At 73.3% G+C, this 22,445-nt stretch carries 17 protein-coding genes; 12 read left to right on the top strand and 5 right to left on the bottom strand.

What is annotated here, in order from left to right; genetic code table 11:
• Positions 1–123: 123 nt before the first annotated feature.
• Complete coding sequence (locus E4U91_RS00610) at positions 124–945, top strand: AfsR/SARP family transcriptional regulator (protein WP_137304694.1); 822 nt, start codon at positions 124–126, stop codon at positions 943–945.
• A 390-nt stretch (positions 946–1,335) separates the two neighbouring features.
• Here the strand turns inward: E4U91_RS00610 and E4U91_RS00605 are convergent, their stop codons facing one another.
• The gene (locus tag E4U91_RS00605; protein WP_137304693.1) at positions 1,336–3,660 is read right to left on the bottom strand and encodes a (Fe-S)-binding protein; all 2,325 of its coding nucleotides are present in this window, start codon (positions 3,658–3,660) and stop codon (positions 1,336–1,338) included.
• Between the two features lie 694 nt (positions 3,661–4,354).
• Between E4U91_RS00605 and E4U91_RS00600 the strand changes: the two genes are divergently transcribed.
• The 11 genes from E4U91_RS00600 to E4U91_RS00555 all read left to right on the top strand — a co-directional run bounded on the left by E4U91_RS00600 (position 4,355) and on the right by E4U91_RS00555 (position 18,870).
• Positions 4,355–5,104, top strand: coding sequence for a thioesterase II family protein (locus E4U91_RS00600; protein WP_137304692.1), 750 nt, complete (start codon positions 4,355–4,357; stop codon positions 5,102–5,104).
• Positions 5,105–5,212: 108 nt separating this feature from the next.
• Entirely contained in the window at positions 5,213–6,166 is a 954-nt protein-coding gene (locus E4U91_RS00595) for an aromatase/cyclase (protein WP_137304691.1), read from the top strand.
• A gap of 638 nt (positions 6,167–6,804) precedes the next feature.
• Positions 6,805–8,568 carry a hypothetical protein gene (locus E4U91_RS39535; protein ID WP_137304690.1) on the top strand — a complete coding sequence of 588 codons (1,764 nt, stop codon included), beginning with the start codon at positions 6,805–6,807 and terminating at the stop codon, positions 8,566–8,568.
• Positions 8,457–10,562 (top strand): condensation domain-containing protein, encoded by a 2,106-nt coding sequence (locus tag E4U91_RS00585; RefSeq protein ID WP_137304689.1) that lies wholly within the window; start codon positions 8,457–8,459, stop codon positions 10,560–10,562. The genes E4U91_RS39535 and E4U91_RS00585 overlap by 112 nt, the downstream gene beginning before the upstream one ends.
• Positions 10,562–11,377, top strand: a complete 816-nt coding sequence (metK, locus tag E4U91_RS00580; protein ID WP_422070883.1) for a methionine adenosyltransferase — start codon at positions 10,562–10,564, stop codon at positions 11,375–11,377. The genes E4U91_RS00585 and metK overlap by 1 nt, the downstream gene beginning before the upstream one ends.
• Positions 11,378–11,450: 73 nt before the next feature.
• Positions 11,451–12,431: a carbohydrate kinase family protein gene (locus E4U91_RS00575; RefSeq protein ID WP_137304688.1), complete on the top strand. Its 981-nt coding sequence runs from the start codon at positions 11,451–11,453 to the stop codon at positions 12,429–12,431.
• Positions 12,428–15,931, top strand: a complete 3,504-nt coding sequence (gene metH, locus E4U91_RS00570; protein ID WP_137304687.1) for a methionine synthase — start codon at positions 12,428–12,430, stop codon at positions 15,929–15,931. Before E4U91_RS00575 ends, metH begins: the two co-directional genes overlap by 4 nt.
• Positions 15,928–16,851 carry a methylenetetrahydrofolate reductase [NAD(P)H] gene (gene metF, locus E4U91_RS00565; RefSeq protein ID WP_137304686.1) on the top strand — a complete coding sequence of 308 codons (924 nt, stop codon included), beginning with the start codon at positions 15,928–15,930 and terminating at the stop codon, positions 16,849–16,851. Before metH ends, metF begins: the two co-directional genes overlap by 4 nt.
• Positions 16,829–18,265: an adenosylhomocysteinase gene (ahcY, locus tag E4U91_RS00560; RefSeq protein ID WP_137304685.1), complete on the top strand. Its 1,437-nt coding sequence runs from the start codon at positions 16,829–16,831 to the stop codon at positions 18,263–18,265. The genes metF and ahcY overlap by 23 nt, the downstream gene beginning before the upstream one ends.
• Positions 18,266–18,280: 15 nt before the next feature.
• Entirely contained in the window at positions 18,281–18,433 is a 153-nt protein-coding gene (locus E4U91_RS37915) for a hypothetical protein (RefSeq protein WP_168218039.1), read from the top strand.
• Positions 18,434–18,489: 56 nt separating this feature from the next.
• On the top strand, positions 18,490–18,870 hold the full coding sequence (locus E4U91_RS00555; RefSeq protein ID WP_137304684.1) for a DUF6059 family protein: 381 nt from the start codon (positions 18,490–18,492) through the stop codon (positions 18,868–18,870).
• A gap of 81 nt (positions 18,871–18,951) precedes the next feature.
• Here the strand turns inward: E4U91_RS00555 and E4U91_RS00550 are convergent, their stop codons facing one another.
• The 4 genes from E4U91_RS00550 to E4U91_RS00535 all read right to left on the bottom strand — a co-directional run bounded on the left by E4U91_RS00550 (position 18,952) and on the right by E4U91_RS00535 (position 22,445).
• Positions 18,952–19,542, bottom strand: a complete 591-nt coding sequence (locus tag E4U91_RS00550; protein ID WP_137304683.1) for a malonic semialdehyde reductase — start codon at positions 19,540–19,542, stop codon at positions 18,952–18,954.
• Positions 19,496–20,128 carry a GtrA domain-containing protein gene (locus tag E4U91_RS00545; protein ID WP_137304682.1) on the bottom strand — a complete coding sequence of 211 codons (633 nt, stop codon included), beginning with the start codon at positions 20,126–20,128 and terminating at the stop codon, positions 19,496–19,498. Before E4U91_RS00545 ends, E4U91_RS00550 begins: the two co-directional genes overlap by 47 nt.
• Positions 20,125–21,138, bottom strand: a complete 1,014-nt coding sequence (locus E4U91_RS00540; protein ID WP_371554083.1) for a 3-oxoacyl-ACP synthase III family protein — start codon at positions 21,136–21,138, stop codon at positions 20,125–20,127. The genes E4U91_RS00545 and E4U91_RS00540 overlap by 4 nt, the downstream gene beginning before the upstream one ends.
• A 137-nt stretch (positions 21,139–21,275) precedes the next feature.
• Positions 21,276–22,445 (bottom strand): hydroxymethylglutaryl-CoA synthase, encoded by a 1,170-nt coding sequence (locus E4U91_RS00535; RefSeq protein WP_137304681.1) that lies wholly within the window; start codon positions 22,443–22,445, stop codon positions 21,276–21,278.

The raw sequence follows: 22,445 nt of genomic DNA, 5'->3' as shown, positions 1-22,445 counted from the left end.
CGGACAGTCGAAACGTCCTCAAGTCCCGGTCGAGAAAAACGGGGCCCCGCGTGATTGCCGCTAGTGTGCTCCCGGCGATGGAATTCAGCCACGAGAGGAACCCGACGAGTACGGAGGAAAGCAGTGAAGATTCAGGTTCTGGGTCCCTTGAGCGCCGAGGTCAACGGGGGATCACTGGTCCCCACGGCCGGCAAGCCGCGGCAGATTCTCTCCCTGCTCGCCCTCTACCCCGGACGGGTGATGCCGGTCCCCACGCTCATGGAGGAGATCTGGGGAACCGAGCCGCCGCAGAGCGCGCTCACCACCCTGCAGACCTACATCCTGCAGCTGCGCCGGCACCTGGGCACCGCCATGGGACCCGACGCGCCCGGCCGGGCCAAGGAGGTGCTCGCCACCCGGCACGGCGGATACCTGCTGCAGATACCGCCCGAGTGCGTCGACGTCCACGAGTACGAACGCCTCGTCACCGAAGGCCGCTCGGCCTTCGAGGCCGGCGACGACGAGGCCTCCGCCGACCGCTTCCGCAAAGCGCTGGAACTGTGGCGCGGACCCGCCCTGGTCGACGTGCGCGTCGGCCCGGTGCTGTCCATCGAGGTCATGCGCCTGGAGGAGAGCCGGCTGGGCACCGTGGAGCGGCGCATCGACGCCGACCTGCGCCTTGGCCGGCACTCCGAGCTCATCGCCGAGCTCGCCGAGCTGACCGCCCGCTACCCCCACCACGAAGGACTGCACTCGCAGGCCATGGTGGCGCTGTACCGCTCCGGACGCCAGGCATCCGCCCTGGCCGTCTACCGCAAGCTGCGCATCCGCCTCATCGAGGAACTGGGCGTGGAGCCCTCGCCGCAGCTGCAGCGCCTGCACCACGCCATGCTGTCCGTCGACCCGCAGCTCGACGTCGCCGCCGGCGCCCGGCGCACCTCGACCTTCGACCTCTACGCCGCCTGAGGCCGACCGGAGCGGGGGCCGCATCGTACTGAGACGTCACACACCCACCACCGTGCACGGCACCCACCACCGGGTGCCGTGCACACGGCATTCCCGCCCCCCCGCCCGCAGTCCGCCCGCATTCACCGAAGAACCCGAAGAAGCCTCCCGGTGCTTTCCCCACCTGATCCTTCCCGGGCCGTACGGCAATGACACACCACACCCCTCCCGCATTCCGCACCGGCCGGATACGCACCCCTGCGGGATACGGAAAAGCACCCGGAACACAAACGGAATCCGGACGGCCGGGGGAGGGAAACAGAACAAGCCGCCCCCCGGACCCCGGGGCGGATGACGGCCCAGGGTCCGGGGGAGGGGGCGAGGAGGGGTGAAGGGGGCAGGGGCGGGGAGTTATTCCACCGGCTGCCGCTGCGACTGCGGCTGCGGCTCGCCCTGCGCCTGCGACGCGCCCGCCGGCGGCTCACCGCCCTGAACGCCGCCCTGAACGCCGGCCGGGGTCTTGACGGAGTCCAGCAGGAGCTGGGCGACGTCGACGACCTGGACGGTTTCCCTGGCCTTGCCCTCGTTCTTCTTGCCGTTGACGGAGTCGGTGAGCATGACCAGGCAGAAGGGGCAGGCGGTGGAGACGATGTCGGGGTTGAGCGACAGTGCCTCGTCGACGCGTTCGTTGTTGATGCGCTTGCCGATGCGCTCTTCCATCCACATGCGTGCACCGCCGGCGCCGCAGCAGAAGCCGCGTTCCTTGTGGCGGTGCATCTCCTCGTTGCGCACGCCGGGGACGGCGGCGATGATCTCGCGCGGCGGGGTGTAGATCTTGTTGTGGCGGCCCAGGTAGCAGGGGTCGTGGTAGGTGATGATGCCCTCGACCGGGGTGACGGGGATCAGCCGGCCCTCATCGACCAGGTGCTGCAGCAGCTGGGTGTGGTGGATGACCTCGTAGTCGCCGCCGAGCTGGGGGTATTCGTTGCCGATGGTGTTCAGGCAGTGCGGGCAGGTCGCGACGATCTTCTTCGCCGACCTGGGCCTGGCCGACTCGGGGACCACCTTGCCCTCGTCGTCGAGTTCCTCGCCGAACGCCATGTTGAGTGCGGCGACGTTCTCCATGCCGAGTTCCTGGAAGAGGGGCTCGTTGCCCAGGCGGCGGGCGGAGTCGCCGGTGCACTTCTCGTCGCCGCCCATGATGGCGAACTTCACGCCCGCGATGTGCAGGAGTTCGGCGAAGGCCTTGGTGGTCTTCTTGGCGCGGTCCTCCAGGGCGCCGGCGCAGCCGACCCAGTACAGGTACTCGACGTCGGTGAGGTCTTCGATGTCGCGTCCGACGACGGGGATGTCGAAGTCGACTTCCTTGAGCCATTCCAGGCGCTGCTTCTTGGCCAGGCCCCAGGGGTTGCCCTTCTTCTCGAGGTTCTTCAGCATGGTGCCGGCCTCGGAGGGGAACGCGGACTCGATCATGACCTGGTAGCGGCGCATGTCCAGGATGTGGTCGACGTGTTCGATGTCGACGGGGCACTGCTCGACGCAGGCGCCGCAGGTGGTGCAGGACCACAGCACGTCCGGGTCGATGACGCCGCCCTCTTCGGCGGTGCCGATCAGGGGGCGTTCGGCCTCGGCCAGCGCCGCCGCCGGCACGTCCTTCAGGGCCTCCTCGGAGGCCTTCTCCTCGCCCTCCATGCTCTTGCCGCCGCCGGCGAGCAGGTAGGGGGCCTTGGCGTGGGCGTGGTCGCGCAGCGCCATGATCAGCAGCTTGGGGGAGAGCGGCTTGCCGGTGTTCCAGGCGGGGCACTGCGACTGGCAGCGGCCGCACTCGGTGCAGGTGGAGAAGTCCAGCAGGCCCTTCCAGGAGAACTGCTCGACCTGGGAGACGCCGAAGACGTCGTCGTCACCGGGGTCGGTGAAGTCGATCGGCCTGCCGCCCGACGTCATCGGCAGCAGCGCGCCCAGGGAGGTGGCGCCGCCGGCGTTGCGCTTGAAGAAGATGTTCGGGAACGCCAGGAACCGGTGCCAGGCGATCCCCATGTCGATCTTCAGCGACACGACGATCATCCAGATGAACGAGACACTGATCTTGGTCATCGCGACCAGGTAGACCAGGTTCTCCAGCGCCCCGGTGTCCAGCCCGGACAGCGCGCGCACCAGCGGGTAGGAGAACAGGTGCGCCGCCTCCCAGTGATCCACCCCCGACAGCGCGCCCTCCAGGCCGCGCAGGGTCATGATCGCCAGGCCGATGGTGAGGATGACGGACTCGACGAAGTACGCCTGGCCGAAGTTCGACCCGGCGAAACGCGACTTGCGCGCGGGCCGGCGCGGGTGGCTCAGCTGGCGGACGACGATCAGGGTCAGGATGCCCAGCGACGTGAAGGTCGCGATCACCTCGACGAACACCTCGTAGGGCAGCCAGTGCCCGATCACCGGCAGCACCCAGCGCGGCCTGAACAGCTGCCCGGTGGCGTTGACCAGGGTCAGCAGCAGCGTGTAGAAGCCGATCGCCACGAACCAGTGGGCCACCCCGATCACCCCCCACCGGTTCATCCGGGTGTGACCGAGGAACTCCTTCACCAGCGTCACACTGCGCCGGTAGGGGTGGTCGAAGCGCGTCCCGGCGGGCACCGGCTGGCCGAGCAGGAAGAACCGGACGAGCCGGCCGATGGCACGGACGAACAGGGCGACGCCGACGGCGGTCAGGGCCAGCGACACGATGATCGCGGCGAGTTGCATGGGCGGACTCCTCAACCTGCGATTCTACTGAGCGGTAGCTTATGGGGGTGGTGCGAGGTTACCCACTTTCCCCCGCCGCCATGAGCCCTTCCACCCCCGCCACCTGTCCCGCCGTCACCACCCGTGCGACCGCGGCGACTTGGGGAATCCTGCGGGTGGGGGAGCGAACGGCCTGATCAGTGGGCCCGGCCGGCCCCCTCGCGGCAGGTGACGGCACCACCCGGCCCGCCCGCCCCACCCCGGGACACCGCTCCACCCGGACTCCACCCGCACTCAAGACACCCCGCCGGACCCGGGGGAGAGGGCCAACTCCCGCCGCCGCAAGCAGATCACGGACCAGCTGCGGCCCCCCCCGCAAGCCCACGGACGCCCGCGCATGCCCGCCGAACGTCCGCGCATGCCCGCCGGGCGTCCGCGCATGCCCGCCGGGCGTCCGCGTAAGCCTGCGCCCGCCGTCCGCGCCCGCCCGCACGTGCCCGTTACCACCGCCCGCGACCACCCCCCAGACGCCCCGCCACCACCCCCCACACGCCCCGCCGGCGCCTCGCGGGCGCCCCCCGGGGCGGCGCATGGGTGTGCCGCGCCGGGGTGTTGGGGCGGTCCTCAGCCCGCTCTCGAGCGGAAGTCGAGGCCGTCGGGACACTCTCAGGACTCCACGCCGCTACGAGCAGGGGCGCAGTCACAGGAGGGTGCCATGTCGGACGAACGGCCGGTGCGGCTGCACTGTTTCGCGCACTCGGCAGACGGTGTCTCGGTCTTCGACCGGTGGTCGGCGAGCACCGGCACGGGCGTCGAGGTGGTCCCGGTCGTCCTGCCCGGCGGCGCGGGCCGCGGCACCGGGCCCCGCCCGGTCACCCACGCCGGGCTGCTCGCCCAGCTGCTGCCCCGCTTCACCGACCCCGGCCCCGGCCCGTACGTGCTCTACGGCCACGGCCTGGGCGCGATGATCGCCTTCACGCTGACCCGCGCGCTGCACGAGGCCGGACTGCCCGGCCCCGCCCTGCTGGCCGTCGCCTCCCTGGCACCGCCGTGCGCGCCCCTGGCCGCCCAGGTGCGTGCGATGAGCGACGCCGAACTCCTCGACGTGCTCGGCGGACACGGCACCGTACCGGCCGCCAGCGACGAGGGCATCATGCTGCGCGCGATGCTCCCGGTGCTGCGCGCGGACCTGGAACTGGCCCAGGCCCTGGACGAAGCCGCCCTCACCCCCTCGGCGGCGGGTCCGCTGAACACGCCGGTCCTGGTGGTGGCCTCCCAGGACAACCCGCTCGCACCGGCCGCCGTCGCCGACGGCTGGCGGCAGTGGACCCAAGGGCCCGTCCGGGTGCGCACCGTCCCCGGACGCCACTTCTTCGTCCGCGGCGCACGCGAACTGCCCCGGCTGCTGGGACGGGCCTGCCGCGTCACCCGCCGCCTGGTTCCCGAGCCGGCGCCCGTCGGCTGATGCCCGTGCCGCAGCCCTGTCGCGCGGGCAGGCGGTGTCCCGCGCACCGGGCACACCGGCGCGCAGCACACCGGCCGAGGCCGCCGCGCCCTGCATGGAGGTGTTCAGATGTCTGGTGAGCGTGTCGAGGGAGCGACGCACACGGTCGAGGTGGCCGCGCCCGCCGGCGTGGTCTACGCGGTCCTGGCCGACGCCACGAAACTGCCCCTGTACTTCTCCCCGAACATCCACGCCGAACGCCTGGACTTCGACGGCGAGAGCGAACGGCTGCGGATGTGGTCCCTGGTGGACGGACAGCTCAAGTCCTGGACGTCCTGGCGCCACCTGGACGCGGTGCGCCGGCGCATCGACTTCCGCCAGGAACCGCCCGCCTCCCCCCTCACCTCCATGAACGGCACCCTGCAGGTCACCGAGCGCGGCCCGCACCGCACCGAACTGCACCTGCGCTACCACTACGGCGTCGACACCGCCCGCCCCGCCGACCGGGCCTGGGCCGAACGCGCCGCCCACGACATCAGCCGCACCCAGCTCGCCGAGCTCAAGAGCTACGCCGAACGCTGGACCCGCCTGGACGACCTCGTGCTGTCCTTCGAGGAAGCCGTCCGCGTGCACGGCCCCGCCGAACTCGTCTACGACTTCCTCTACCGGGCCGGGGACTGGCCCGACCTGGTCCCGCACGTCACCCGCACCGACGTCCACGAGGACACCCCCGGCGTGCAGCGCATGACCATGGAGACCCTCACCGAGTACGGCTGCCACACCACCGACTCGGTCCGCATCTGCTTCCCCCACGCCGGCCGCATCGTCCACAAGCAGACCGCCCCCCACGTCCTGCTGGAGGCCCACACCGGCGAATGGTCCGTCCTGCCCGACGAACGCGGCGTGACCGTCCTGGCCCAGCACAGCGTCGTCCTGCGCGAGGACAACGCCGCCGCCGTACTGGGCCACCACGCCGACCTCGCCCACACCCGCCGGCACGTACGCGAGGAACTCGGCCGCGACAGCCGCGCCCTGCTCGCCCACGCCAAACGGCACGCCGAAAGCGCCGTACGCATGCTGTGACCCGCCCCGCAGCCCCGGGCTCCGCCCCGCCGCACCAGGGCTCCGCCCCGCCGCGCCGGGCTGCGCCGGTCGGGGCCCCGTTCCGCCGGGCCGGACTGCGCCCGTAGCCGCCCCCTCCCGGCTGCGGGCGCCGTCCGGCCGTCCCGCCCTCAAGGCCGGCCGCCGCCGGCCGCTTCCGCTGCCCGGGCATCGGACACCGAGCGGGGCGGGTGCCGGGTGCCGGGCGGGGCGGGTGTCGGCGTGCCCGGGTGCGCGGGTTCGGTGTGCGCGGGGGCGGGGGTGCTCGGGTCCCGCTTGGGCTCCGCTCCACAGCCGCTTGGGAAACCGGACCCCGCGCGCGCCCGGCACCTAGCGTGGTGATGACCGCCCCTCTCACCGCACGACGCCGGGCAGGAGAGACCATGTACGCCAGTGCGCAGCGCAGGACCCGGGCCCGCCCCCGGCCACCCTCCTCTAGGGGGCCGCGCCCGGCGGCCCCCTGCCCGCACTCCCGGCACGCCCCGGTGACGGCCCGCCCCGCCCCGCGGCCCGCCACCCCGGCACGCCCCTGAACCCCGCCCGCCGTACGACCCGCCCGCCCCGCCCCCGGAGAGGAGAGAAGGGGACCCCGCGCCCGCCCGCGCGTCCCCGAACCCCAGATGACTGCTCTCCCCTCGCACGAGGCGATCCGCGTGGTCCTCGAGCCCGCACCCGGCCCGCACCCGGGCACCTGGACCTGCCAGGTGCACGGCCCGCTGGAGCCGGCCGCACTCGAACACGCCCTGACCGCCGCCCAGGCCCCGGACCCGGCCCGCTGGCACCACCACCTGGTACGCCACACCCCCGAGCACCACACCCTGCGCCTCACCCCCGCCCAGGACACCCCCGCCGCGACCGTGCCGGGCCGCCTCGCCGACCTGCTCACCCGGACACCCCCGACCGGCCACCCGCTCACCCCCGCCCAGTACGCGGTGCTCCCGCCCACCAGGAGCGGCCGCTACGAAGCGGTGTACCTCGAACCCGCCACCGCGCCGCAGCCGCGGACGGTGCGCGAGGCGCTGCGCGCCGTGCTGGCCGCCCACCCCCAGCTGCGGTGGCCCCTGGACCTGGCCGGCGGACGCCTCACCGGACAGGCCGCACCCGCACGCCCCGGGGCGCAGGACCCCCACGACGGCCAGGAGGACCTGGTCGTGGGGGAGTTCACCGACGAGGCCGGCTTCACCGCGGCCGTCGCCGCCGTGGGGTACACCCTCGATCCCCGCCGCGGCGTGCACCTGCGGGCCCTGCTCGCCAGGGACCGCCGGCCGGACGGACCGGGCACCGACCGGCTCGTCCTGGTCGCCCACGAACTCGCCGTCGACGCAGCGTCCTGGCGCACCCTGCTCGACGACCTGACCACCGCCCTCGCCACGACCACCGCCCAGGGCCCGGCCGCAGCCCCGGCTTCGGCCGCCACCCCGGACCGGGTCCCGGACTCGCCCACGACCACGACCACGACCGCGACCGCGACCGCGGCCTCGGCCTCGGCCCCGGAGCCGGCCACGGCAGCGGATGCGCACCCGGCCCTCACCCCGGACCCAACCCAGGCCCCTACACACAGCCCTGACGGTGCCTCAGCTCCGAGCCCGGCTCCGACCCCGCACTCCGCCTCGGCTCCGGCTGCCCCCGCACCCGCACCCGCAGGCCCGTCACCGGCATGGCGCGCACCCGGCACCCCGGCCGGCTGGGTCGCCGTACTGCGGGAGCTGGCGCGTGACCCGGCCGAGGCCCGCCACTGGGCGCAGGTCGCCGAGAGCAGGTCCCACGCGGCCGGCACCGGCCGGCCCACGACCGACCCCGCCACCGAGGCAGGCCCCGCCACCGCGCCCGGCCTCACCGCCGAGACCGGTCCCGCCACCGCGCCAGGCCCCGCCTCCGCGCCCGGCCCCGCCACCGGGACCGGCCTCACCACCGCGCCCGCCCCCGCCCGGCGCACCGGCTTCACCCTCGGCCCGGACGACACCGACCGTCTCACCCGGGTGCTCGCCCCGCGGCTCGGGCTCAGTGCCGAGCAGCTGCTCACCGGGGTGTTCGCGCTGGCCCTGGCCCACTGGCAGGAACGCGACGAGGTCAGCCTCGACGTCGTCACCGACCCCCGCACCGGCCACCCCGAACTGCGCCACCACGTGGGCCGCCTGACGGGTGCGTATCCCGTCCACCTCGGCCTGGAACCCGGCCTGGACCCGCTCGGCCGGCTCGCCGCCGCGTCCGGCGCGCTGGCCGCCGCCGCGGGCCGGGCCGCCGCCGGCGGCGGGGTCGGCGCCTGCCGGGGGTGGAGGCCCGGCCCGCCGCCGGCGGCGGGTTCGGCGCCTGCCGGGAGTGGAGCCCCGACCCGCTGCTGCGCGACACCCTGCGCAGCCTGCCCCCCGCCCCCGCCTGCCTGACCCTGCACGGCCCGCACGAGCCGCTGCCCCACCACGCCCGCCGAGTGGCCACCCCCCGCCGCACGCCCTACCCGGTGCACGCCGGCGCCCGGTTCACCGGCTCGGGGCTGCGCCTGGAGCTGGACTGGCTGCCCGACGCGGCCCGGACCGTCACCGCCACCCCGCCACCGGCCCTGGCCGAACAGCTGCACCAGCTGCTGCGGGACCTGGCCCAGGCGGCCGGCGCGCCCATCCCCTCCGCGTTCGCGCCCACCCCCCAGCAGACGGCCCTGTTCACCGGCGCGGACGCCCGCCCCGGCACCGGCCGCCACGTCGAACAGCTCGTCTGGGTCTGGCACGGCCCGCTGGACACCGACCGCTTCACCGCCGCCTGGCAGTCGGTCTTCGACCACGAGAGCGTCCTGCGCACCGCGTTCCTGGGCGGCGCCCGCCCCCAGCTGATGGTGCACAGCCGCGTCACCGTGGAGATCACCCGCCGCCTCCACCGCGCCGGCGACTGGTCCCCCCTCCTCGAACGCGACCGGCTGCGCGGCTTCGACCTGCGCCGCCCCGGAGCACTGCGCCTGATGCTGCTGGAACCCGGACCCGCCCGGCCCACGGCCGCCTCCCTGCCCACCCGCATCGTGCTCACCTACCACCGCGCCCTGATCGACACCTGGAGCGCACACCTGCTGCTGCGCGAGTTCTACCGCGCCTACCTCGCCGGCGGCACCCTGCCCGGCGGCGAACGCCGCCCCGACCTGCGCGACTACAGCGCCTGGCTCGCCGCCCAGGACCGCGGTGCCGGCCGGGAGTTCACCGCCCGCACCACACCGCCCGCCCCTCCCGCCAGCCGGCCCGCCCGCCCGGCCCCCGCCACCGGACTGAGCGGCGTCGGCCGCGCCCGGCTGCGCCTGGACGCGGCCGAGACCAGCCGCCTGGCCCACTGGGCGGGCCGCTGGGGCACCACCGAGAGCAGCGTGCTGCAGGCCGTGTGGGCCATGCTCATCTACCGCGCCTGCGGCGCCGGCGGACCCGCGCCGGTGTTCTTCGCGGTCAGCGTCCCCGGCCGCGGCATCCCCCTGGACGGCGCCGACCGCATGCCCGGACCCCTGCGCAACGCCCTGCCCGTGCACATCGAGGTCGACCCCGCCCACACCGTGCCCCGCCTGCTGCGCACCCTGCGCGACCGCGCCCTGGACATGGCCGCCTACGAATGGGTCTTCGGCGACTTCCTCCACCCCGACACCACCGACACCGCCGCCACCGCCGCCGCCACCGCCGCCGCCCAGGCCGGCACCCTCATCGTCTTCGAGGACCCCCCGCACCCGCTGCACGCCCTGCACGACGACCTCGCCGCCCACGGCATCCGCGCCGAGTTCGCCGGCACCGTACCCGCCCGCTCCGTGCTGCCCCTGGGACTGCTCGCCCACCACGACGACACCGGCGGCCTGGTGGTCACCACCGTCCACGACCGCGCCCTGCTCGACGAGTCGAGCTACTCGGGCGGGAACATGTCCGGCGACCACCCGATCGCCTGGTGCAAGGACTACCAGGGAGGCAGGGCCTTCTACACCGGGGGCGGTCACACCGAGGAGTCGTACGGTGACACCGCCTTCCGGCGCCACCTCCTGGGTGGCATCCGCTGGGCCGCGGGCATGACCGAGGCGGACTGCCGCCCCGAGAACGGCTACACCGCTCTGTTCGACGGCTCCTCCACCAGCGGCTGGCGGCAGGCGGGTCCCGGGGGCTTCACCCTCACCGACGGCAGCCTCTCCTCCTACGGCGGACTGGGCCTGCTCTGGTACGCGGCCAAGGAGTTCACCGGCTCGTACTCCCTGAAGCTCGACTGGAAGGCCGCCGGCGACGACAACTCCGGTGTCTTCCTCGGTTTCCCCGCCTCCGACGACCCCTGGTCGGCGGTGAACAACGGGTACGAGATCCGCGTCGAGGGCACCCGCACCCCCGACCGGACGACGCGCTGGACCGCCAGGGCGCCGGCGACCAGGGCCTGATGTTCGGCTACGCCACCGACGAGACGCCGAACCTGATGCCGCTGCCCATCGAGCTGGCCCACCGCCTGTCCCGCCGCCTGACCCAGGTCCGCAAGGACGGCACCGTGCCCTACCTGCGCCCGGACGGCAAGACGCAGGTCACCATCGAGTACGACGGCGACAAGGCGGTCCGCCTGGACACCGTGGTGGTCTCCTCCCAGCACGCCGCCGACATCGACCTGGAATCGCTGCTCACCCCCGACATCCGCACCGAGGTCGTCGAGCACGTCCTGGCCCAGCTCGCCGAGGACGGCATCAAGCTGGAGACGGACGACTACCGCCTGCTGGTCAACCCCACCGGCCGCTTCGAGATCGGCGGCCCGATGGGCGACGCCGGCCTGACCGGCCGCAAGATCATCATCGACACCTACGGCGGCATGGCCCGCCACGGCGGCGGCGCCTTCTCCGGCAAGGACCCCTCCAAGGTGGACCGCTCCGCCGCCTACGCGATGCGCTGGGTCGCCAAGAACGTCGTCGCCGCCGGCCTGGCCGCCCGCTGCGAGGTCCAGGTCGCCTACGCCATCGGCAAGGCCGCCCCGGTGGGCCTGTTCGTGGAGACCTTCGGCACGAACACGGTCGCCGTGGAGAGGATCGAGCACGCCATCCGCGAGGTGTTCGACCTGCGCCCGGCCGCGATCATCCGCGACCTGGACCTGCTGCGCCCGATCTACGCCCCCACCGCCGCCTACGGCCACTTCGGCCGCGAACTGCCCGACTTCACCTGGGAGCGCACCGACCGCGCCGACGCCCTGAAGAGGGCCGCGGGCGGCAACTGACCCCCCCTTTTTGCCGGGCGGCCGGGCGCGGCCGGCCCGCGTGCCGGTGACCGAAGCGATTCAAGGAGTTCTCGTGCGCATCGCGGTGACAGGATCCATCGCCACCGACCACCTGATGGTCTTCCCCGGCCGGTTCACGGACCAGCTGCTGCCCGACCGGCTCGCCCACCTCTCGCTGTCCTTCCTCGTCGACGACCTGGAGGTGCGCCGGGGCGGCGTCGCGGCCAACATCGCCTTCGGGCTCGGCGGCCTGGGCCTGTCACCGCTGCTCGTCGGCGCGGTCGGCGCCGACTTCGCCGAGTACGAGGTGTGGCTGAAGGAACACGGCGTCGACACCGCCGGCGTCAGGGTGTGCGCACAGCGCCAGACGGCCCGCTTCCTGTGCATCACCGACCAGGACGCCAACCAGATCGCCGCGTTCTACGCCGGCGCGATGGCCACGGCCCGCGACATCGACCTGGCCGCCCTGTTCACCGCCACCGGCCGCCCCGACCTGGTCCTCGTCTCACCCGACGACCCCGAGGCGATGCTCCGCCACACCGCCCGCTGCCGCGCCCTGGGCATCCCGTTCGCCGCCGACCCCTCCCAGCAGCTGGCCCGCCTCGACGGCGAGCAGACCCGCGCCCTGGTCCAGGGCGCCACCTATCTGTTCACCAACGCCTACGAGGCCGCGCTGCTGGCCGAACGCACCGGCTTCAGCCACCAGCAGGTCCTCGACCAGGTCGGCACCTGGGTCACCACCCTGGGCGCCGACGGCGTGCGCATCGAACGCGCCGGCCGGCCGGCCCTGACCGTCCCGGCCGTGCCCGCGGACGTCGTCGACCCCACCGGCGTCGGCGACGCCTTCCGCGCCGGGTTCCTGGCCGCCGTCAGCCACCGCGTGCCCACCCTCGCCGCGGCCCGCCTGGGCTGCGCCCTGGCCGGCGTCGCCCTCGCCGCGGTGGGCTCGCAGTCCCACACCGTCGACGCCGCGCACCTGTCCGCCCTCGTCGAGCAGGCCTACGGCCCCGGTGCGGCCGGCCCGCTCGCCCCCGTCCTGGGAGAGACCGCATGAGCGCCCACGACCCCGCCCGCGTCCAGGCCCTGCGCGAGGCACTCACCACCCGCGTGGTCGTCGCCGACGGGGCGATGGGCACCATGCTCCAGGCCCAGGAGCCCACGCTGGCCGACTTCCAGCAGCTCGAGGGCTGCAACGAGATCCTCAACGTCACCCGCCCCGACATCGTGCGCTCGGTGCACGAGGCGTACTTCGCCGCCGGGGTCGACTGCGTGGAGACCAACACCTTCGGCGCCAACCACGCCGCGCTCAGCGAGTACGACATCCCCGGGCGCATCACCGAACTGTCCGAAGCCGGCGCCCGGGTGGCCCGCGAGAGCGCCGACGCCTTCACCGCCGGCGACGGCCGCCCGCGCTGGGTGCTGGGCTCGATGGGCCCCGGCACCAAACTGCCCACCCTCGGCCACGCCCCCTACACCACCCTGCGCGACGCCTACCAGGCCAACGCCGAAGGCCTGATCACCGGCGGCGCCGACGCCCTCATCGTCGAGACCACCCAGGACCTGCTGCAGACCAAGGCCGCCGTCCTGGGCGCCCGCCGCGCCCTTCACGCCGCCGGCACCGACCTGCCGCTGATCGTGTCGGTGACGGTGGAGACCACCGGCACCATGCTGCTCGGCTCCGAGATCGGCGCGGCCCTGACCGCGCTGGAGCCGCTGGGCATCGACATGATCGGCCTGAACTGCGCCACCGGGCCCGCCGAGATGAGCGAGCACCTGCGCTACCTGGCCCGCCACGCCCGCCTGGGCCTGTCGTGCATGCCCAACGCCGGACTGCCGGTGCTGGGCGCCGACGGCGCCCACTACCCCCTGTCCGCGGAGGAACTGGCGAGCGCCCACGAGGACTTCGTCCGCGACTTCGGCGTCGGCCTGGTCGGCGGCTGCTGCGGCACCACCCCCGAGCACCTGCGCCAGGTCGTCGACCGCGTCCGCCACCTCACCCCCACCCCCCGCACCCCCCAGCCCGAACCCGGCGCCGCCTCCCTCTACCAGTCCGTGCCGTTCCGTCAGGACACCTCCTACCTGGCGATCGGGGAGCGCACCAACGCCAACGGTTCGAAGAAGTTCCGTGAGGCGATGCTCGCGGGCCGCTGGGACGACTGTGTGGAGATCGCCCGTGAGCAGATCCGCGAGGGCGCGCACATGCTCGACCTGTGCGTCGACTACGTCGGGCGGGACGGGGTCGCGGACATGCGGGAGCTGGCCGGACGCCTGGCGACGGCCTCCACGCTGCCGGTCGTGCTGGACTCCACCGAGGTCGAGGTCCTGCGGGCGGGTCTGGAGAAGCTCGGCGGCCGCGCGGTGATCAACTCCGTCAACTACGAGGACGGCGACGGGCCCCAGTCGCGGTTCGTGAAGGTCACGCAGCTGGCGAAGGAGCACGGGGCGGCGCTGATCGCGCTGACCATCGACGAGGAGGGCCAAGCCCGCACCCCCGAGAAGAAGGTCGCGATCGCCGAGCGGCTCATCGCCGACCTGACCGGCACCTGGGGCATCCGGGAGTCGGACATCCTCATCGACACCCTGACCTTCACCATCTGCACCGGCCAGGAGGAGTCCCGCAAGGACGGCATCGCGACGATCGAGGCGATCCGTGAACTCAAGCGCCGCCACCCCGAGGTGCAGACCACGCTCGGCCTGTCCAACATCTCCTTCGGCCTGAACCCGGCCGCGCGCATCCTGCTCAACTCCGTCTTCCTCGACGAGTGCGTCAAGGCCGGCCTGGACTCCGCGATCGTCCACGCGTCGAAGATCCTCCCGATCGCCCGCTTCAGCGAGGAGGAAGTCCGCACGGCGCTCGACCTGATCCACGACCGGCGCAGCGAGGGCTACGACCCGCTGCAAAAGCTCATGCAGCTGTTCGAGGGTGCGACCGCGAAGTCGCTGAAGGCGGGCCGGGCCGAGGAACTGGCCGCGCTGCCGCTTCACGAGCGGCTCAAGCGGCGCATCATCGACGGCGAGCGCAACGGCCTGGAGGCCGACCTCGACGAGGCCCTGCGGGAGCGGCCCGCACTGGACATCGTCAACGACACGCTCCTGGACGGGATGAAGGTCGTCGGTGAGCTGTTCGGCTCCGGACAGATGCAGCTGCCCTTCGTGCTGCAGTCCGCGGAAGTCATGAAGAGCGCGGTCGCCCACCTCGAACCCCACATGGAAAAGACCGAGGGGGAGAGCGGCAAGGGCACCATCGTGCTGGCGACCGTGCGCGGCGACGTCCACGACATCGGCAAGAACCTCGTCGACATCATCCTGTCCAACAACGGCTACACCGTCGTCAACCTCGGCATCAAGCAGCCCGTCTCCGCGATCCTGGAAGCCGCCGAGGAGCACCGGGCCGACGTCATCGGCATGTCCGGGCTCCTGGTCAAGTCCACGGTGATCATGAAGGAGAACCTCGAGGAGCTCAACGCCCGCGGACTGGCCGCCACCTACCCCGTCATCCTCGGCGGCGCCGCCCTGACCCGCGCCTACGTCGAGCAGGACCTGCACGAGATCTACCAGGGCGAAGTCCGCTACGCCCGCGACGCCTTCGAGGGCCTGCGCCTGATGGACGCCCTCATGGCCGTCAAGCGCGGGGTGCCCGGCGCGAAACTGCCCGAGCTCAAGCAGCGCCGCGTCAAAGCGGCCGCCCGCGCCCTGACCGTCGACGAGCCCGCCCCGCAGGGCCGCTCCGACGTGGCCACGGACAACCCCGTGCCCGTCCCGCCGTTCTTCGGCACCCGCGTCAGCAAGGGCATCGCGCTCAAGGAGTACGCCTCCTGGCTCGACGAGGACGCCCTGTTCAAGGGCCAGTGGGGACTGAAGCAGGCCCGCACCGGCGACGGACCCACCTACGAGGAACTCGTCGCAAGCGAGGGCCGGCCCCGCCTGCGCGGCTGGCTGGAGCGCCTGCAGACCGACAACCTCCTTCAGGCCGGCGTCGTCCACGGCTACTTCCGCTGCGTGTCCAAGGACGACGACCTGATCCTCCTGGACGAGCACGGCAGCGAGACCACCCGCTTCACCTTCCCCCGCCAGGCCCGCGGCCGGCGGCTGTGCCTGGCCGACTTCTTCCGCCCCGAGGAATCCGGGGAGACGGACGTCGTCGCCCTGCAGGTGGTCACCGTCGGCTCCCGCATCGGCGAGGAGACCGCCAGGCTCTTCGCCGCCGACGCCTACCGCGACTACCTCGAACTGCACGGCCTGTCCGTCCAGCTCGCCGAAGCCCTCGCCGAGTACTGGCACGCCCGCGTGCGCGCCGAACTGAACATCACCGGCGCCGACCCCGCCCACCTGGGCGGCATGCTGCGCACCGAGTACCAGGGCTGCCGCTACTCACTGGGCTACCCCGCCTGCCCCGACCTGGCCGACCGCGCCAAGATCGCCGCCCTGCTGCAGCCCGAACGCATCGGCGTGAACCTCTCCGAGGAATTCCAGCTGCACCCCGAGCAGTCCACCGACGCCATCGTCGTCCACCACCCCGCGGCCGGCTACTTCAACGCGAAAGGCCGCCCATGACGACCTTCTCCTTCGAGTTCTTCCCGCCCAGGACCGCCAAGGGCGAGCGCACCCTGTGGGACGCGATCCGCCGGATCGAACCCCTCGCACCCGACTTCGTGTCCGTCACCTACGGCGCCGGCGGCTCCTCCCGCGAGCGCACCGTCGACGTCACCAAACGCCTGGTGACCGAGACGACGCTGCGGCCCGTCGCCCACCTGACCGCCGTCGGGCACTCGGTGGCCGAACTGCGCCACATCATCGGCCAGTACGCCGACGCCGGCGTGCGCGACGTGCTGGTGCTGCGCGGCGACCCGCCCGGCGACCCCGCCGGCCCCTGGGTCCCCCACCCCGAGGGCTTCACCCACGCCCACGAACTGGTCCGTCTGGTCAAGGAGTCCGGACAGTTCACCGTCGGCGTCGCCGCCTTCCCCGAACGCCACCCGCGCTCACCCGACTGGGACAGCGACATCCGCCACTTCGTCGCCAAGTGCAAGGCCGGCGCCGACTACGCCATCACCCAGATGTTCTTCCACGTCGAGGACTACCTGCGCCTGCGCGACCGGGTCGCGGCCGCCGGCTGCGACACCCCGATCATCCCCGAGATCATGCCCGCCACCGACGTACGCCAGATCGCCCGCTTCGCCCAGCTCAGCGGGGCCGCCTTCCCCGAAGCACTCGCCCACCGCCTGGAAGCCGCCCGCGACCGGCCCGGCGAAGGCCACCGCATCGGCGTGGAGTACGCCACCGCCATGGCCCACCGGCTGCTCGCCGAGGGCGCCCCGGGCCTGCACTACATCACCCTCAACCGCTCGACGGCGACCCTGGAGATCCACCGCGCCGTCCTTGACTCCCTCACCCCCGCGCCGGCCGCCCCGGCGCCCCACTCCCGTGTACCGGACCCAAGGAGAGCACCGCATGCCCTCGCAGCCCACCGCTGACGCCACCGACTTCCGCGTCGCGGACCTCTCCCTGGCCGAGTTCGGCCGCAAGGAGATCACCCTCGCCGAGCACGAGATGCCCGGCCTGATGGCGATCCGCACCGAGTACGCCGCCGCCCGGCCGCTGGCCGGCGCCCGGATCACCGGCTCCCTGCACATGACGGTGCAGACCGCCGTCCTCATCGAGACCCTGGTCGCCCTCGGCGCCGAGGTCCGCTGGGCGTCCTGCAACATCTTCTCCACCCAGGACCACGCCGCCGCCGCCATCGCCGTCGGCCCCGACGGCACACCCGACAACCCCCGCGGCGTGCCCGTCTTCGCCTGGAAGGGCGAAACCCTCGAAGAGTACTGGTGGTGCACCGAGCAGGCCCTGACCTGGCCCGGCCACAGCGGCCCCAACATGATCCTCGACGACGGCGGCGACGCCACCCTGCTGGTCCACCAGGGCGTCGACTACCACAAGAGCGGCCGGCTGCCCGCCGCCGACAACGAGGAACTGGCCGTCATCCGCGCCCTGCTCGAGCGCAGCACCCTCGACTGGACCCAGGTGGCCTCCGAGATCCGCGGCGTGACCGAGGAGACCACGACGGGCGTGCACCGCCTGTACGAGATGCAGCGTGACGGGGTGCTGCTGTTCCCGGCGATCAACGTCAATGACGCGGTGACGAAGTCGAAGTTCGACAACAAGTACGGCTGCCGGCACTCGCTGATCGACGGCATCAACCGGGCCACGGACACGCTGATCGGCGGCAAGACGGCCGTGGTGTGCGGGTACGGCGACGTCGGCAAGGGCTGCGCGGAGTCGCTGCGCGGGCAGGGCGCCCGGGTGATCATCACGGAGATCGACCCGATCTGCGCGCTGCAGGCGGCGATGGACGGCTACCAGGTCACCACGCTCGAGGACGTGGTGGAGACGGCCGACATCTTCATCACGACCACCGGCAACAAGGACATCATCCTGGCCTCGGACATGGCGCGGATGAAGCACCAGGCGATCGTGGGCAACATCGGCCACTTCGACAACGAGATCGACATGGCCGGCCTGGCGAAGATCGAGGGCATCGTCAAGGACGAGGTCAAGCCGCAGGTGCACACCTGGACGTTCCCGGACGGCAAGAAGATCATCGTGCTGTCCGAGGGCCGTCTGCTGAACCTGGGCAACGCCACCGGCCACCCCTCGTTCGTGATGTCGAACTCCTTCGCCGACCAGACGCTGGCGCAGATCGAGCTGTTCACCAAGCCCGGCGCCTACCCGGTGGGTGTGTACACGCTGCCCAAGCACCTGGACGAGAAGGTCGCCCGCCTGCACCTGGACGCACTCGGCGTGAAGCTCACCACCCTGCGCCCGGAGCAGGCCGCCTACATCGGCGTCGACGTCGAGGGCCCGTACAAACCGGACCACTACCGCTACTGACCCCAGGAGGACACCGTGTACGACATCCCGGAAGACGGCGGCCGGCGCGAGGCACGGCTCTACCAGGACCTCCCGGCCCCCGCCGTGTCGCGCATCCCGCCGCTCAGGCTCGCCGGTGTCGACGAGGACGACACCTGGGAGCCGCATGTCGTACGCGGCATCGACTGACCCGCCCGGCCCGGGCACCGTCCCGGGCCGGGCCGCTTCGAGGGGAGGGCCCACCGATGGAACGAGACGAACAGCGCGACCGGCAGCGGGAGACCGGCGCGCAACCCCCGCCCCGCGCCGTGCCGGCGTACCGGGGGCGCACCAGGGCGGAGCGCTGGCTGCGCGAGCTGTGGCGGTCGCTGGTGGCCTACGGCGCCACCTGTGTCGGGCCGACGGCCTGCCTGGAGGCACTGCTGTACGCCGCGCCGGCCGCGTCCGTGCACGATCCGCTGGTGCTGCTGGCCCGCGCGGACCTGGCGCCGGGCGCGGGCGGGCCGCCGCCCGCCCACCCCGAGCGGCTGTGTGAGGACGTGCCGCTCAGCCGCACCGAGCGGCTGCTGGCGAGCGAGCTGTGGCCGGCGTACTACAGCCCCCGCCACACCCCCGGCGACGGCTGAGGCCCCGGACGGGCCGGACGCGGCGCGCGGACGGGGGGAAGGGGAGGGGCCGGCGGGTGTGGGTGCCCGCCGGCCGCGGGGTCACACGGTGGTGATGACCTCGTCGGCGTCCAGGCGCGGGCCGCGGGCGCGGAAGGCGTCCGGGCCGGGCCGGCCGAGGGCGAGGACGACCAGCGGGGTGTGGTCGTCGTCGAGGAACTCCTTGCGCACGGCGGCGGCGTCGAAGCCGCTCATCGGGCCGGCGGCCAGGCCCGCGGCGCGCACGCCGATGATGAAGTAGGCCACCTGCAGGGCGGTGTTGAGCAGCGCGGAGGCCTCGCGCACCGGCCGCTCGGCGTAGATGAGGTCCTTGGCCTGGGGGAAGTGGGGCAAGAGGCGGGGGAGTTCCTCGTGGAACTCGTTGTCCGCGCTGAGCACCGCCACCAGCGGGGCGGCGGCGGTCTTGGCCCGGTTGCCCGGTGCCATGTGCCGCACCAGGCGGGCGCGGGCCTGGGCGGAGCGGACCAGGGTGATGCGCAGCGGGCACTGGTTGAACGCGGTCGGGGCGTACTTGACCAGGTCGTACACGGTGCGGACCTGCTCGTCGGTGACGGGCTCGTCGGTGAAGGTGTGGGCGGTGCGGGCCTCACGGAAGAGGAGGTCCTGGGCGGCTTCGTCGAGGGCGAGGGACATGGGTCGTCGGCCTTTCGGCAGAGGCGGCAGAAGCGGCAGAAGTGACAGGCCCGGCAGGCGCGGCAGGGCCGGCAGGTCCGGCGGGGGCGGCCGGGGCGGGGGGCGTGGTGGGGGGAGGGGTGCGGTCGGCGGCGAACACCACCAGGCGCAGCACCAGGAACCGCCCGAGGCCGGCGAGCGCGGCCGCCGACAGGTACACGCCCTGGGCGAGGAGCACCCCGGGCGCGCTCACGCAGGCGTGCAGGGCGGCCATCGCGGCGCTGGTGACGGCGTAGGCGGCCACCGCGGAGCCGGCGCTCTGCATCTGCTGGCGCCAGGTGCTGCGGGTGCCGGCGAAGGTGAACCGGGCGTGCAGTTCGGTGGCCGCGGCGGTCGAGGCGATGGTGACCGCGGCGTTGGCCAGGGCCCACGGCACGAGCGTGGCGAGCGCGGTGACGGCGGCGCTCGCCGCCAGGCCGACCGTGCCGCCCAGCACCACGAACCGTACGAAGGAGGCCGCGGCGCCGGGCCGGCCGGTGCCGGCCCGCGCGGTGCGGGCCGGGCGGCCTGCGGCGGCCGGTAACGGGGCGGGGTGGGGCGCGTTCACCACTGCAGGAGCGCGAAGCTCGCCGCCATGCCACCGCCGAACCCGGCCAGCAGGATGAGCTCGCCCGGTGCGAAGGCGCCCCGGCGGGCGGCCTCGTCCAGGGTGATGGGGATGGAGGCGGCGCCGGTGTTGCCGTAGCGGGCGAGGGTCTGGTGCATGCGGGCGTGTTCCATCCCCAGGTGGGGGAAGACCTCGTCCAGCATCACGCCGTTGGCCTGGTGGGGCACGAAGTGGTCGATGTCGGCGGCCTCCACGCCGGCTTCGTGCAGGAAGTCCTTGACCAGCTGCGGCAGTTGTTCCACGACGAAGCGGCGCACCTCGCGGCCCTGCATGGCGAAGTACTGCAGCCCGGCGTCCAGCGTGCCGGTGTCGGCGGGCAGGCGGCTGCCGCCGGCGGGCACCTGGATCAGGCCGGACAGTTCCCCGAAGGTGTGCAGGGCGACGTGCCGCACCAGCGGGCCGCGGCTGGTGGGGCCCAGCACCATCGCGCCGGCTCCGTCGCCGAAGAGCACCACGGTGCGGCGGTCGGCGGGGTCCAGGATGCGCGAGTAGACGTCCGCGCCGATGACCAGGGCGTGCCCGCCGCGGCGCAGCAGGGTGGAGCCGACCGCGGACAGCGCGAACACGGTGCCCGAGCAGACGGCGTTGACGTCGAAGGCGGCCGTGCCGGAGGCGCCCAGGTGGTGCTGGACGTAGGCGGCGGTGGGCGGCTGCGGCCGGTCCGGGGTGGAGGTGGCGACCGCGATCACCGACAGCTGCTCGGCGGTGATGCCCGCCGAGCGCAGCGCGGCCCGCGCCGCGGCGGTGGCCAGGTCGGAGGTGGCCTGCCCGGGCTCGGCCCAGCGCCGCTCGCGGATGGCGGTCTTGCGGGTGATCCAGGCGTCGTCGACGCCGGCCGGCGCGCCGACCTCGTCGTTGGAGACGATCCGCTCGGGCACGTAGGCGCCCGTGCCGAGGATCCTGATGTCCTGCATGGGGCTGCCGGGGGCGCGGATCGTGCTGTGGGCCATGCGGCTGCCCTCCCCTCACATTGGTCGGTGGATGGCTGGGGGCCGGACCCGTGGCCGGCGGCACACCTCCTCCCCGGCACAGGGAGGAGGGGGTGTGCCGCCGGCGGCTGGTGGGGCCCGGCACGGACGGGTGGGGCTCAGCGGGCCTGGTAGAGGCGCTTGTGGCCGCTGATGCCGGCCAGCCGGAACGGGCCGGTGGTCTGCTCGGGGGTGGCGTGGTCGCCGCCGTCGGTGGGAAAACGCCACTCGTGCAGGTCGCGGTAGCGCGCGTAGTCGACCTCGGTGCGCCTGTCGATGGCCTGCCGGTTGGCGTCGGTGCGCAGGTGCTCGCGGTAGCCGGCCACCACGGTCCCGGCGAAGAACTCCGCCACCGACCCCGAGCCGTAGCTGAGGAACGCCAGCGGCCGGCCCGTCAGGTCCTCGGAGCGGTCCAGCAGCGCGGCCAGCCCCAGGTACACCGACGCGGTGTAGCTGTTGCCGATCACCCGGTTGTAGGCGGTGGTGTGGCCCAGCGCGCGGGCGATGACCGCCTCGTCGGTGTCGTACCCGCAGTAGTTGAGCAGGTGGCGGTGGGCCTTGTAGGCCATCTTCGTGAACGGCTGGTGGTAGCAGAACGCGGCGAACTCCTCCAGGGTGCGCCCGCCCTGCTCGGTGTAGTCCTTCCAGGTGCCCTCCACCGCCTGGAGGTAGGCGCCGATCGACTCGTGGCCGTCGACCAGGGCCGCCTCGCGGTAGTTGGGCCGCCAGAAGTCCATGACGTCGGCGGTGAACAGCCCGGAGGGGTCCTCGATGCGCACCAGCGCCGGGTCGACGCCGACCAGCATGGCCACCGCGGCCGCGCCCTGGGTGGCCTCGCCGGGGCTGTCCAGCTCGTACTTGGACACGTCACTGGCCACCACCAGGACCTGCTGGGCGGGGTCGCGCTGGACCAGGCCGATGGCGAACTGCAGGGCGGCGGTCGCCCCGTAGCAGGCCTGCTTGAGCTCCACCACCCGCGTCGCGGAGGGCAGGCCCAGCAGCGAATGCACGTACACGCCCGCCGACTTGGCCTGGTCGATGGAGGACTCGGTGGCGAAGACGACCGTGCGGATCCGCTCGGCGCCGTGCCGGGCGATGATGGGGGCGGCGGCCGTCGCGCCCAGGGTGACGATGTCCTCGTCGGCGGCCGGCACGCTCATCGACTCCTGGCCGATGCCCAGGTGGTACTTGCCGATCTCGGTGCCGTTGTGCGCGGCGAGCGCCGTGTGCGGCAGGACGAACTCACCGGTCGCGAACGACAGGTCGTGGATTCCGATGGACAGGGACAT

Source organism: Streptomyces lasalocidi (assembly GCF_005280215.1).
GTDB classification, from domain to species: Bacteria; Actinomycetota; Actinomycetes; order Streptomycetales; family Streptomycetaceae; genus Streptomyces; species Streptomyces longwoodensis.
This window is presented reverse-complemented; position numbering and strand designations above follow the sequence as displayed.

Bases quoted from the DNA above. Each gene is read 5' to 3' on its own strand.
- E4U91_RS00550 (WP_137304683.1), bottom strand. From the start codon at position 19,542: ATGTCCCTCGCCCTCGACGAAGCCGCCCAGGACCTCCTCTTCCGTGAG.
- E4U91_RS39535 (WP_137304690.1), top strand. From the start codon at position 6,805: ATGACTGCTCTCCCCTCGCACGAGGCGATCCGCGTGGTCCTCGAGCCC.
- ahcY (WP_137304685.1), top strand. From the start codon at position 16,829: ATGCCCTCGCAGCCCACCGCTGACGCCACCGACTTCCGCGTCGCGGAC.
- metF (WP_137304686.1), top strand. From the start codon at position 15,928: ATGACGACCTTCTCCTTCGAGTTCTTCCCGCCCAGGACCGCCAAGGGC.
- E4U91_RS00605 (WP_137304693.1), bottom strand. From the start codon at position 3,660: ATGCAACTCGCCGCGATCATCGTGTCGCTGGCCCTGACCGCCGTCGGC.
- metH (WP_137304687.1), top strand. From the start codon at position 12,428: ATGAGCGCCCACGACCCCGCCCGCGTCCAGGCCCTGCGCGAGGCACTC.
- E4U91_RS00600 (WP_137304692.1), top strand. From the start codon at position 4,355: ATGTCGGACGAACGGCCGGTGCGGCTGCACTGTTTCGCGCACTCGGCA.
- E4U91_RS00555 (WP_137304684.1), top strand. From the start codon at position 18,490: ATGGAACGAGACGAACAGCGCGACCGGCAGCGGGAGACCGGCGCGCAA.
- E4U91_RS00540 (WP_371554083.1), bottom strand. From the start codon at position 21,138: ATGGCCCACAGCACGATCCGCGCCCCCGGCAGCCCCATGCAGGACATC.
- metK (WP_422070883.1), top strand. From the start codon at position 10,562: ATGTTCGGCTACGCCACCGACGAGACGCCGAACCTGATGCCGCTGCCC.
- E4U91_RS00535 (WP_137304681.1), bottom strand. From the start codon at position 22,445: ATGTCCCTGTCCATCGGAATCCACGACCTGTCGTTCGCGACCGGTGAG.
- E4U91_RS00595 (WP_137304691.1), top strand. From the start codon at position 5,213: ATGTCTGGTGAGCGTGTCGAGGGAGCGACGCACACGGTCGAGGTGGCC.